Below are 12,413 nucleotides of genomic sequence, written 5' to 3' on the forward strand. Positions count from 1 at the left end.
ATGATTGACCATTCATTTATATTTAGAAAAAGTGGTGACTCGATATGAGAACCATACTCACCTGAGTCACCGCTTTTTATGTTAGGATAATCTATTAAATATTGTTGTCACTTCCGAAGAAGTTTCTGAATGACTGTAGTGTCGTATCACGGTTTAGTGCAGCAATTGAAGTCGTTAAAGGAATTCCTTTCGGACATGCTTGCACACAGTTTTGTGAGTTACCACAATTGGTTAATCCACCGTCACCCATAAGAGTTTCAAGACGCTCTCCTCTGTTCATTTCACCCGTTGGATGTGCATTAAAGAGACGAACTTGTGATAATGGAGCAGGACCAATAAATGGTGATTTACTATTTACGTTCGGACATGCCTCTAAACAAACACCGCAAGTCATACATTTTGAAAGTTCATAAGCCCATTGTCGCTTGCTCTCTGGCATACGTGGACCAGGCCCCAAGTCGTAAGTACCGTCGATTGGAATCCATGCTTTGACTTTCTTTAATGATTCAAACATTCTCGTACGATCTACCATTAAGTCACGAATAACTGGGAACGTACGCATTGGCTCTAAGCGAATTGGCTGTTCTAATTGGTCAATTAAAGCTGTACAAGATTGACGCGGCTTACCATTGATGACCATTGAACATGCACCACAAACTTCTTCTAGACAGCTCATATCCCAAGTGATTGGCGTCGAGTTAGTACCTGATGAATTTACAGGATTACGACGGAGTTCCATTAGAGCCGAAATAACGTTCATATTCTCACGATAAGGTATTTCAAATTCTTCTTTATATGGCGCAGAACTTGTATCCGCTTGTCGAGTGATTATAAATCGAATGGTTTTTTGGCTCATGCTTTCTCACTCACTTTCTTTTTAGTGGTGTAGTCACGTTTACGTGGTGTGATTAATGAAACATCAACATCTTCATATTCAAACTCGGGAGCATGTTTCTCAGCGTTATACTTAGCCTTTGTTGTCTTTAACCATTCTTCATCATTACGATCCGGGAATTCTGGTTTGTAATGAGCCCCACGACTTTCGTTACGGTTATACGCACCTTGAGTAATTACACGAGCTAAATTGAGCATTCCTTCAAATTGACGAGTAAATGCAACACCTTGATTACTCCATTTAGCTGTATCTACAATATTAATGTTTTTATAACGTTCCATTAATTCAACAATTTTTTCATCTGTTTTCAATAACTTATCATTTTCACGAACAACTGTTACGTTCGCTGTCATAATGTCACCTAGTTCTTTATGAAGCTGGTACGCATTCTCTTTTCCATCCATCTTTAAGATAGAATCGAACTTTTGTTGCTCCTCTTTTAAACAGCTATCAAACAGTGTAGATGAAATATCATCCGCTGATTTTTCTAAACCTTTAATATAGTCAACTGCCTTAGGTCCTGCTACCATTCCACCATAAATCGCAGAAAGAAGTGAGTTTGCACCTAAACGGTTAGCTCCATGTTGAGAATAGTCAACCTCGCCGGCAGCAAATAATCCAGGAATATTTGTCATTTGATCATAGTCTACATAAAGTCCACCCATTGAATAGTGAACACCTGGGAAGATTTTCATCGGTACTTTACGAGGATCGTCACCCATGAACTTCTCATAAATTTCCATAATTCCACCTAGTTTTATGTCTAACTCTTTCGGATCTTTATGAGAAAGGTCAAGATAAACCATGTTCTCTCCATTAATACCTAACTTTTGATTTACACAAACATCGAAAATTTCTCTAGTAGCGATGTCACGTGGAACTAAGTTTCCGTATGCAGGATACTTTTCTTCTAGGAAGTACCAAGGTTTTCCATCCTTATATGTCCAAACACGGCCACCTTCACCACGAGCACTTTCACTCATGAGACGAAGCTTGTCATCTCCTGGAATCGCTGTAGGGTGAATTTGAATAAATTCTCCATTCGCATAATATACGCCTTGCTCATATAGTTTTGCAGCTGCAAAACCTGTATTAATCATAGAGTTAGTAGATTTCCCGAAGATGATTCCAGGTCCACCTGTAGCAATGATTACTGCATCAGCTTTAAAGTGCTCAATCTGTGAAGAGCCTAAATCTTGTGCTATAATCCCACGGCAAACTCCCTCATCATCGATAATTGTCGATAAAAACTCCCAGCCTTCATACTTTTTCACAAGACCTCTTGTTTCATGGCGACGAACTTGCTCGTCACAAGCATATAAAAGCTGTTGTCCTGTAGTTGCACCAGCAAAAGCTGTACGGTGGTGCTGTGTACCACCAAAGCGTCGGAAATCTAGTAAACCTTCAGGAGTACGGTTAAACATAACTCCCATACGGTCCATTAAATGAATAATTCCTGGTGCCGCATCACACATTGCTTTTACTTGCGGTTGGTTTGCTAAAAAGTCTCCACCGTAAACTGAATCATCAAAATGTTCTGCCGGTGAGTCACCCTCACCTTTTGTATTTACAGCTCCGTTAATACCACCTTGGGCACATACGGAGTGAGATCGTTTTACAGGAACTACTGAAAATAAATCAACTTGAACTCCTGCTTCTGCTGCTTTGATCGCGGCCATCAAACCTGCTAAGCCACCACCAACTATTACGATTTTTCCTTTACTCATCATGACCACTCCTTAATATTTGGCTAGATAAATGCTAAGATTGCACGAACACCAACAAACGTTAACGCAACGAAAATACCTAGCGTCAAGTAAGTTGAAATTACTTGTGATCGAGGAGTAACAGTGATTCCCCAAGTTACGAAAAACGCCCATAGTCCGTTCGCAAAGTGGAATGTTGCTGCAACAATACCTACAATGTAAAATGCGAGAATGAAAGGATTCGCAACAATGTTTGCCATCATGTTAAAGTCAACTGTTGCTCCTAAAGCAGCCTGGACTCTCGTTTCCCAAACGTGCCAAGCTAAGAATATTACTGTGATTACACCTGTCCAACGTTGAAGTCTAAACATCCAGTTTCTAAAGTAGCCATATGTACTCGTGTTATGCTTCGCTTGGAATGCAATGTAAAGGCCATAAATGGCGTGGAATAATAATGGTAAGAAGATAACAAAAATTTCTAATAGATAACGAAATGGTAAATTTTCCATAAATTGTACTGCTGAATTATAAGATTCTACCCCATAGACAGCATAGTAGTTAACTACAAAATGAACGATTAAGAAGATCCCTACTGGTATAACCCCTAGCAAAGAGTGCAACTTACGATACATAAATTCTCGATTACCGGCCATACTTGTTTCCCCCTGTTTTCATAGTTTTGTAGAGGATTTTACACCTCAGCTTTTAAAATGGGAAAGTCTGCTTTCTTATACTTTAGTTTTTACCTGCTAAAGTACAATAATTTCCTATAAAACCTTTTTGTTTACCTTTTAACATAATTATGAAATCGCATCCCCCCCTAGTTTCTAGATTTAACACTAGGAAAATAGTTTTTTTCAAAATGTCAACAAACTAAAAATCACTATCTTTGAATATAATGTGACAATTTTATTTTACTCCCAATACAGTAACAGCGTCAAGAAAACGTATACACTTTATTTTTTATATTTTCTGATTACTGAAAACGCTTTAATAGGTTGTTCATTTTTTCACAAACGCCTATACCCCTTCTCGTTACCACCATCTACTAGACTTTTTTAACATAAAGTACTAGCTATTAAATTAAAACCTTTATAAACATTCACAAAATTTTAATATTTTCTTCATTTTTATTTTTTTTTGGCAACTCACTTTTACCCACACTTACTACTATTGACACTATAAAAATAAGGGCTAAAGCGTTTCTAGCGAAAAGCTTTTGCCCTCTTTAAAATTAAAAAGATAATTTATTGAATTTCATAATTTGATATGGCTCGATTTAGATAGTTATGAAATTCAATCAATAAAAATAGATATATCCCACTTTTTTCTCTATTATTACTACTAACTTAAACGGTAAGTTGTTTAAAACCCACTAAGAGAAACGTTATCCAATAATAATTCGCTCTGTCGGATATTTATAATAACTTTTCGTTTCCTTTTTCTTCACGGAGAACAAAAAGGCAATTAAGCCTACACGGCCGATAAACATTAGTATCATTAAGACCATTTGGCTTGGGAGACTTAAATCAGGAGTTATCCCCATAGAAAGCCCACACGTTCCAAACGCAGAACTAGCTTCAAATACGATCGCCATTAAGGCAATTTCACCACTATTCTCAAAAGCAGCTATTAAAATGATCGCGGTAAATAACATGACAATAAACACCGATAATACGATAAAAGCTTTTTGACGATCTTCCTGATGAATTTCCCGACCAAATACTTTTACGTCACTTTTTCCAAGCGCAAAGCTTCGTATCGTTAAAAACATGACAGCTAAAGTCGTCGTACGAATTCCTCCCCCAACACTTGAAGGACTCGCTCCAATAATCATCAATCCAGAAATAAGCAATAATGTTGCTAAGCTCAATTCAGATACATCCATCGTCGCAAGACCACCACTTCTAGCCGTAGCAGAATTAAATAACGAGTACCATAGCTGTTGGTGCCAAGCTAATCCTTCATAAAAATGACCAATCTCTAATAACCAAATTGATACAAAGCCAAAAATAAATACAATGAAATAAGTCGCTGTTGTAATTTTTGTAAATAAACTGAATTTAAAGTTAGGGTGCTGTTTTGAAAAATATTGTTTTAGCTCCATTAACACCGGGAAACCAATTGCCCCGGCAAAAATTAAGGTGATCGTTATAAACTGTACAAAATAGTCATCAGCAAACGGAATTAACGATTGTCCCGTAACGTCAAATCCGGCATTTGTAAACGCACTTAACGCCGCAAAAGCCCCTTGGTAATAGGCCTCTCCCACTGTATCAAAATAATTTAAGTAATATGTACCTAAAATTAAAGCGCCTATCAACTCTATCGCTAACGCTACAAATAGGATTCCCCTCATTAAATTAACGAGACCAGAGAAACTATTTTGATTTTGATCGACCATGATTAACATTCGTTGCGATAAGATAATTTTTTTCCCAAAAATCATCCAAACAAATGTCCCTAGCGTCATGATCCCAATACCACCTAATTGGATCGCAATTGCTAAAAATGCGATTCCTACATAGCTATATGTCTCAGATACGTTAACTACTGTTAACCCTGTAACACTAACTGCACTTACTGATGTAAACAATGCTTCTGAATAAGTTAAGTCTACTCCAGGCAAGTGAGATATCGGTAAAAAGAGTAAAATACTGAATAAAAACATTGCAACAACATAGGAAAAAATAATAATTCGAAATGGGGTCAAATATTTCCCCTTAGAAAGTTTCATAATCATGTACCTCCGAATTGTATCGGGCATTAGTATACCACATTTTTTTGAAAATGATATAGTGAATTTGGAGAAATAGATATATAATATAGATGGAGTAATTGACACATTAGGACTAATTTTTAAAAGTATAATTTATAATTTTTTAATAGCGGTAATGGGGGACAACGATGATCTTTACTAAAAAAGAACAGCTCAAGTCTAATGAAATAACAGAGGGAGAAATCCCAATATTCGGATACAAACTTTTAAAAGAAGACCTTTTACCCGACCTACTAGGTAAAGAACACAATTCAATTTTATATTGGGCTGGAAAATCTTTAGCAAGAAAGTACCCTGCACCTTCTTTTGATGACATCATCCTTTTTTTCAAAAAAGCAGGATGGGGAGAGCTTTTGATAGTGAAAGAAAAGCGGTCAGAAGTAATTTTTGAATTAACTTCTAATTTATTTAACGATAAAAAGGAATTATCTACACCGTTAGAAGCCGGTTTTTTAGCCCAGCAAGTTGAAAGCATCAAAGGTGGAATTACCGAAACGAACGAAATGCCGAAAAACGGCAAAATAAAAAAAATAATCTACCATGTAAAATGGGACTTACACGACAAGGTGGATAACGAACAATAATATAAGAGTTGGTTTGTTGGTTTGTTGGTTTGTTGGTTTGTTGGAAAGCCGAAAGTTGGAAAAAACATTGTATTTACATCTTAGAAGGTGACAAGTAAATCGTAATGAGGGTTTTGGATGGAAATAGTTGGTTAGTGGGTTTGTGGACAGTTGGTTAGGCTACGCCCTTTCCTGACTTTTCCAATTAGATGGTGATGAAGACCGGCATGAGGGTTTTGTATGAAAAAAGGCGGATGATTTCGTGAACGAGCCTCTGAGATTCGATAGAAGGTCACAGCGAAGAGAAGGAAATCATTCGCCTTTTCATATTTGATTGTGATGAAGATCCGTCATGCGCGCTTTGTATGAAAAGTAACCGATATTTTGTTGTAATTAAGCATTGACTTGCGGTGTTTTGATATTCGACAAATCAAATGCTTCATGAAGTACTTCTACCGCTTTCACCATGTCACTTTGGTCTAATACTGTAGATACTTTAATCTCCGATGTACTTACCATTTTAATAAAAATCCCTTGGTCTGATAATACTTTAAACATTTGCCCAGCAACACCTGGATTAGAAATCATCCCTGAACCTACGATCGACACTTTCGATAATCCAGTTTCATAACGAATCTCTTCAAATTGTAGTTCACTTTTATTTTCCTCTAAAACATCTAAAGTTTCTGCTAATTTTTCAGAGTGAATCGAAAACGAGATGTTCGTATTTTCACTATCACTTACATTTTGAATAATGATATCCACATTAATATTATTTGCTGCGAGTGTTGTAAATAAATTTGATAGCCCTGATAAGTTGTTTGGCATATTACATACAGATATTTTTGTTACGTTACTTTCAAAAGCTAACCCTCTAACAACTAAATTTTCCTCCACTGAAACTTCCTCCTCTATCATTGTTCCTTCTTCTTCTACCATACTTGAACGAACGGTTAATTTAACTTGATAATTTTTTGCAAATTCAACGGCACGTGGGTGTAAAACACCAGCTCCTAGATTTGCTAACTCTAGCATTTCATCGTAAGAAATTGAATTCAACTTCCTTGCTTCTTTTACAACACGAGGATCCGTTGTAAACACACCTGTAACATCTGTAAAAATGTCACACCGATCTGCGTTAAGACCTGCAGCTAAGGCTACCGCCGTCGTATCAGACCCACCTCTTCCTAACGTTGTTATTTCATTATCATTTGTTACACCTTGAAATCCAGCAACAATGGCAATTTTTCCTTCAGCTAAATGCTTGGAAATTTTCTTTTCTTGAAAATTACTAATTCTTGCATTACTATGACAAGCTTCTGTATATATGCCTGCTTGCCATCCTGTCAGTGAAACAGCTTCATAACCTTGCTCTTGAAGCGCCATTGCTAAAAGCGAAATTGTTACTTGCTCACCTGTCGAAAGGAGCATATCCATTTCTCTGTTACTCGGTTTTTTAGTAATCCCACTAGCCATTGATACCAATTGATCTGTCGACTTTCCCATTGCCGAAACGACGACAACTACTTTGTCACCGTTTTGAACCGTATCAATTACTCTGTTGGCAACATTTTTTATTCTCTCGATACTACCTACTGAAGTTCCTCCGAACTTTTGTACCACTAATCCCATCTTTGTCCACCCTTTCATTTTCCACATTTCCCAAACCTATCCCAGACACACATTGGCTTGTGGCCAAATTTCTATCCATGAATCAAAAAAAGCATCAGTAAGGAAAACCCTCACTGATGCTTTAACTTTTTTTGTTAAAACAAAATAGAAACTAATTAAAGGATTGTTCAAAACAACTGAAAATCACTTTGTGTTCCCGTTATCGTGAGATAGTTCTCCACACAACCATTGGGTTAGTTATGTGACAGCCCTACACTTTTTCAATGTAGGTCCAGCTTAATTAATAGTGAGTTACTAATTACGCTTCGGCAAATTCCCCTTTCTGTAATCTTCACTGGACCTCATCATCCTCAGAAAACATACTCATGGTCTTTGCACCTCTACCACCACTTCTATTGAAGTATTGGATATTTAATTATTTTAGAGTTTAACAGAAACTCATTCGAAATTCAATGGTAAATTTTGTGATTAAAGTTGGGAGTTTTTATTATTTTGAAAAAACTTCGAAGCACTACAAACACTAACTCAAAACTCAACACTCATAATTCAAAACTCTAAACTACTCCTTCAATTTTTCCATTAAAGCTTTCGCTGCTTTTTCTGGAATACCGATATTTCGAAAGTCTTCAAAGCTTGCTTCTTTCATTTTTTTCACCGATCCGAAATGTTTTAACAGTGTTCGTTTTCTTTTTTCTCCAATTCCTTCAATGTCGTCTAACACTGAAGTAAAAAGGCTTTTGCTGCGTATTTGTCGGTGGAAAGTAATTGCAAAGCGGTGAACTTCATCTTGAATTCTTTGTAATAAATAAAACTCTTGACTATCTCGTTTTAAAGGGACGATCTCTGGTGGATCTCCGATTAATAATTGCGATGTGCGGTGCTTTTCATCTTTGGCTAAACCGCAAACCGGTATCGATAGGCCTAGTTCATCTTCAATAACACTTTGAGCAGCTGAAATTTGCCCTTTGCCACCATCAATAACAATTAAATCAGGCAACGGAAGTTCCTCTTTTAATTGCCGTAAATACCTCCTTCTAATCACTTCTCGCATCGACTCATAATCATCCGGGCCTTGAACCGTTCGCACTTTATATTTGCGATAGCCTTTCCGATTCGGTTTTCCATCAACGAATGAAACCATTGCTGATACCGGATCAACCCCTTGGATATTGGAGTTATCAAATGACTCGATAACATGAGGGGTAGGAATGTTTAATGCTTTGCCTAAATTTTCTACTGCTATTATCGTTTTTGCTTCATCACGTTCAATGAGCGCAAACTTTTCATTGAGAGCGGCTTCAGCATTTTTATTCGCTAGCTCTACTAACTCTTTCTTTTGCCCACGTTGCGGATGGAGGGTTTTTACTTGAATGAAAGCACTAGCTAGTTCCTTATCTACTGAGTTTGGAAGAAAAATTTCTTTCGGTTTGATATGATCTTTGTGGCTATAAAACTGTCCTAAAAATGTTAGAAACTCTTCCCCAGCTTCTTGATAAACAGGAAAAATAGAAACGTCTCGCTCAATAAGTTTTCCTTGACGGATAAAAAAGACTTGCACACACATCCAACCTTTATCATAGGGAAAACCAAATACATCACGATCAATCTCGTCAGCAATCGTAATTTTTTGTTTTTCCATTACGGCTTCAATATGTTGAATTTGATCACGATATTCTTTTGCTCTTTCAAATTCGAGCTCTTCAGCAGCTTTTTCCATTTTGGACATTAAATCTTTCTTAATTACTTTATGACCACCATTTAAAAAGCGGGTAATCTCTTCTATCATTGATTTATTTTGTTCACTAGACACCTCATAAACGCACGGCGCTAAACATTGGTTAATATGATAGTATAGGCAGACACGATCAGGAAGCGTAGAACATTTCCTTAACGGATAAAGCCGATCAAGGAGTTTTTTTGTTTCATTAGCTGCCCCAGCATTTGGATACGGACCGAAATACTTCCCTTTATCTTTCTTAACTTTACGGGTCGTGATCAGTCGTGGTTGGTCTTCAGCAGTTATTTTTAAGTAAGGATAGCTTTTATCATCCCTGAGCATGACATTATACTTCGGGTCATATTTTTTGATTAAGTTTAATTCTAAAATTAACGCTTCTAAATTAGATGATGTAATGATATATTCAAATTCCTCAATCTCACTCACTAAGCGCTGCGTTTTACCGTCATGTGAACCAGTAAAGTAAGAACGGACTCGATTTTTTAACACTTTAGCTTTTCCCACATAAATAATGGTCCCTTGCCGGTCTTTCATTAAATAACAGCCTGGATGGTCTGGTAAAACTGCCAATTTTTCCTTAAGCTTCTCCACCCTTCTTTGATCACCACCTATTGTCTTTTTATGAAGGCTCTTTTCGTAAAGATTGTTGCTTTTACTATAAATTAGGTTGGTAAATGACTTGTTTTCATGGGTATTGTTGTTACAGAAAACGAAAAGGTGCCAACTGTTGAAATTACATGGGATAATGGGTAATTTGAAAGCAACAATTAATACGTAAACAGCGTTTATCAAAGGATACTATAGCATAGTATTATGTTTTCGTACAATAAATGTGGAGGCGATCATTTCGCCCACAATTATTTTACTATAACATCCTGAGATTTGTTAGGAAGAGGGTTGCGGAATTTGATAGAATATTCTAAAATTTATAACTGAAAATGAATGATAGTAAGAAGAGTAATTGATGAAAATAACTTTATGAGAACATGGTTGATGGAAGTAAAATAATATTAAAAAACGAGGGAGTGAAGATATGTTTCTTAAACATAGAAAGGAAAGTAAAGAATTGCTGCTTTTTAGACACTTATTTTTTAGAAACGCCTTATCTTCAAAAGATAAGTATTATTACCGAAACCTCGAAAGCGGGTATGCAGGTGAGCTAATTTTTGATGAATGGCTTAAGCCTATTACAAGCAAATTGATATTTTTAAGTGATTTAACATTCGAAATTAATAACTCCCATTTCCAAATCGACTCTTTACTTATTTCACCTGAAAGAATTTATCTTATCGATGTGAAAAATCATGAAGGAGACTACTATATAGGTGGAAATAAATGGTATACTTCAGCAAAAAAAGAAATAAAAAACCCTCTTATTCAACTTCAACGTACTGCATCCTTACTACGGCAATTATTCCAATATCATAAAATTAATTATTATTTTGAAGCTAGTTTAGTTTTTGTAAATCTCGAATTTTATCTATATGAAGCCCCAATGAACTCACCTATTATTTTTCCAACGCAACGCAATCGTTTTATAAACAAATTAGATACAGAAGCAGGAGGCTTGAGGTTAAAACACCGTGACTTCAAATTAGCAGAGAAGTTGCTTTCTCTACACTTAACGGATTCTCCTTATAGCCGGATACCAGTGTTTGAGTATGAACAAATTGAAAAAGGGGTAATTTGTCAATCGTGTAAGTCTATTTTAACCGAGCAAGTAACAACTAAGATCATGACTTGTAGTAATTGTGGCTTTGCGGAAGGTATTGAACAAGCTGTGTTGAGAAGTACAGAAGAGTATGCACTTCTTTTTCCCGATAAAAAAATAACTACTGCAGCTATTTATGATTGGTGTAGAATAGTTGCGTCAAAAAGAGTTCTACAGGAGACCTTGGCGAAAAATTATAAACTGATAGGACACGGAAAATCATCTTATTATATAAAAAGTTTATAAATTGAATAACATCAATACAATAGTTTCCATAGACCATGCATCAACACTCATATTGGTGCATAGATTTTACTGTTTTTCCCTCTTTCGTGCATCAATCTTCGTTTGGGTGCACGGATTTTACTGTTTTTCCCTCTTTCGTGCATCAATCTTCGTTTGGGTGCACAGATTTTACTGTTTTTTCCTTTTTCGCGCATCAATCTTCGTTTGGGTGCACAGATTTTACTATTTTTTCCTTTTTCGTGCATCAATCTTCGTTTGGGTGCACAGATTTTACTGTTTTTTCCTTTTTTGTGCATCAATCTTCGTTTGGGTGCACGGTTTTTACTGTTTTTTCCTTTTTCGTGCATCAATCTTCGTTTGGGTGCACGGTTTTTACTGTTTTTTCCTTTTTCGTGCATCAATTTTCGTTTGGGTGCCCGTTTTTTTTATATTTTTCCTATTTTATGCGTATTGAAGCTTTCATGATGCATAATTTTTCCACATCCTGTATTTCGACCATTTTATTAATACCTAATTCATCCAATAAAAAGCCCACCACCTCATAGGTGATGGGCTTGCTTTCGTTAAGATTAGATGTGTTTGTTTACTAGTTCTGATAAAGCTTCTTTCGGTTGGAAGCCAACTACTTGGTCAACGACTTCACCATTTTTTAATACTAATAAAGTTGGGATGCTCATTACTCCAAACTTGCTTGCTGTTTCTTGATTTTCATCGACGTCTACTTTTGCAATTTTAGCTTTGTCGCCTAGTTCACCGTCAAGTTCTTCAAGAACAGGTGCGATCATTTTACAAGGTCCACACCAAGGTGCCCAAAAATCGACTAATACAACACCTTCATTTGTTTCAGTCGCGAAATTTTGATCTGTTACATTTACGATTGCCATTGTTAAATCCTCCCTATTATCCATCTTTTTACCTCATAGAGTATTATAACATTTATTAAAGTTACGATGCTACAATCTTGCTTACACTTTAAAATTACCCTTGAAAACGAAAAATTATCCAATCTATAAGAAAATCGAGTAGGAGGGGGTGACTAACCCCCGACCTCTCACACCACCGTACGTACCGTTCGGTATACGGCGGTTCAATTAAGTTTGACGCAGATATTCATATCGTTGATATAGGCTTTTCAACCCTCGA

General features: G+C 36.4%; 10 protein-coding genes and 1 riboswitch. Of the genes, 2 read left to right on the forward strand and 8 right to left on the reverse strand.

Features of this window, described 5'->3' with window-relative positions; all coding sequences use genetic code 11:
- Positions 1 to 94: 94 nt before the first annotated feature.
- The 4 genes from sdhB to BKP35_RS14655 all read right to left on the reverse strand — a co-directional run bounded on the left by sdhB (position 95) and on the right by BKP35_RS14655 (position 5,338).
- Positions 95 to 856, reverse strand: coding sequence for a succinate dehydrogenase iron-sulfur subunit (gene sdhB, locus BKP35_RS14640; RefSeq protein ID WP_071314095.1), 762 nt, complete (start codon positions 854 to 856; stop codon positions 95 to 97).
- On the reverse strand, positions 853 to 2,622 hold the full coding sequence (gene sdhA, locus BKP35_RS14645; protein ID WP_071314096.1) for a succinate dehydrogenase flavoprotein subunit: 1,770 nt from the start codon (positions 2,620 to 2,622) through the stop codon (positions 853 to 855). Before sdhA ends, sdhB begins: the two co-directional genes overlap by 4 nt.
- A 23-nt stretch (positions 2,623 to 2,645) precedes the next feature.
- A complete protein-coding gene (locus BKP35_RS14650; protein ID WP_071314097.1) occupies positions 2,646 to 3,254 on the reverse strand; it encodes a succinate dehydrogenase cytochrome b558 subunit in 609 nt (202 codons plus the stop codon).
- A gap of 734 nt (positions 3,255 to 3,988) precedes the next feature.
- Positions 3,989 to 5,338 carry a TrkH family potassium uptake protein gene (locus BKP35_RS14655; protein WP_071314098.1) on the reverse strand — a complete coding sequence of 450 codons (1,350 nt, stop codon included), beginning with the start codon at positions 5,336 to 5,338 and terminating at the stop codon, positions 3,989 to 3,991.
- Between the two features lie 170 nt (positions 5,339 to 5,508).
- Here BKP35_RS14655 and BKP35_RS14660 point away from each other — a divergent pair, with 170 nt between their 5' ends.
- A complete protein-coding gene (locus tag BKP35_RS14660) occupies positions 5,509 to 5,964 on the forward strand; it encodes a YslB family protein (RefSeq protein ID WP_071314099.1) in 456 nt (151 codons plus the stop codon).
- A gap of 372 nt (positions 5,965 to 6,336) precedes the next feature.
- Here the strand turns inward: BKP35_RS14660 and BKP35_RS14665 are convergent, their stop codons facing one another.
- Together BKP35_RS14665 and uvrC are read right to left on the reverse strand one after the other, a co-directional pair.
- Positions 6,337 to 7,575 carry an aspartate kinase gene (locus BKP35_RS14665; protein ID WP_071314100.1) on the reverse strand — a complete coding sequence of 413 codons (1,239 nt, stop codon included), beginning with the start codon at positions 7,573 to 7,575 and terminating at the stop codon, positions 6,337 to 6,339.
- A gap of 202 nt (positions 7,576 to 7,777) precedes the next feature.
- A riboswitch (Lysine riboswitch) is annotated at positions 7,778 to 7,966 on the reverse strand.
- 168 nt (positions 7,967 to 8,134) lie between these two features.
- The gene (uvrC, locus tag BKP35_RS14670) at positions 8,135 to 9,904 is read right to left on the reverse strand and encodes an excinuclease ABC subunit UvrC (protein WP_084031678.1); all 1,770 of its coding nucleotides are present in this window, start codon (positions 9,902 to 9,904) and stop codon (positions 8,135 to 8,137) included.
- Between the two features lie 442 nt (positions 9,905 to 10,346).
- Between uvrC and BKP35_RS14675 the strand changes: the two genes are divergently transcribed.
- The gene (locus BKP35_RS14675; RefSeq protein WP_071314101.1) at positions 10,347 to 11,270 is read left to right on the forward strand and encodes a nuclease-related domain-containing protein; all 924 of its coding nucleotides are present in this window, start codon (positions 10,347 to 10,349) and stop codon (positions 11,268 to 11,270) included.
- Positions 11,271 to 11,317: 47 nt separating this feature from the next.
- Here the strand turns inward: BKP35_RS14675 and BKP35_RS19665 are convergent, their stop codons facing one another.
- The gene (locus BKP35_RS19665; RefSeq protein WP_071314102.1) at positions 11,318 to 11,668 is read right to left on the reverse strand and encodes a hypothetical protein; all 351 of its coding nucleotides are present in this window, start codon (positions 11,666 to 11,668) and stop codon (positions 11,318 to 11,320) included.
- 171 nt (positions 11,669 to 11,839) lie between these two features.
- Entirely contained in the window at positions 11,840 to 12,154 is a 315-nt protein-coding gene (trxA, locus tag BKP35_RS14685; protein WP_071314103.1) for a thioredoxin, read from the reverse strand.
- Positions 12,155 to 12,413: the final 259 nt, after the last annotated feature.

Origin of the sequence: Anaerobacillus arseniciselenatis, from assembly GCF_001865995.1 — a bacterium.
Lineage (GTDB): Bacteria > Bacillota > Bacilli > Bacillales > Anaerobacillaceae > Anaerobacillus > Anaerobacillus arseniciselenatis.

Bases quoted from the DNA above. Each gene is read 5' to 3' on its own strand.
- sdhB (WP_071314095.1), bottom strand. From the start codon at position 856: ATGAGCCAAAAAACCATTCGATTTATAATCACTCGACAAGCGGATACA.
- sdhA (WP_071314096.1), bottom strand. From the start codon at position 2,622: ATGAGTAAAGGAAAAATCGTAATAGTTGGTGGTGGCTTAGCAGGTTTG.
- BKP35_RS14650 (WP_071314097.1), bottom strand. From the start codon at position 3,254: ATGGCCGGTAATCGAGAATTTATGTATCGTAAGTTGCACTCTTTGCTA.
- BKP35_RS14655 (WP_071314098.1), bottom strand. From the start codon at position 5,338: ATGAAACTTTCTAAGGGGAAATATTTGACCCCATTTCGAATTATTATT.
- BKP35_RS14660 (WP_071314099.1), top strand. From the start codon at position 5,509: ATGATCTTTACTAAAAAAGAACAGCTCAAGTCTAATGAAATAACAGAG.
- BKP35_RS14665 (WP_071314100.1), bottom strand. From the start codon at position 7,575: ATGGGATTAGTGGTACAAAAGTTCGGAGGAACTTCAGTAGGTAGTATC.
- BKP35_RS14675 (WP_071314101.1), top strand. From the start codon at position 10,347: ATGTTTCTTAAACATAGAAAGGAAAGTAAAGAATTGCTGCTTTTTAGA.
- BKP35_RS19665 (WP_071314102.1), bottom strand. From the start codon at position 11,668: ATGCACGAAAAAGGAAAAAACAGTAAAAACCGTGCACCCAAACGAAGA.
- trxA (WP_071314103.1), bottom strand. From the start codon at position 12,154: ATGGCAATCGTAAATGTAACAGATCAAAATTTCGCGACTGAAACAAAT.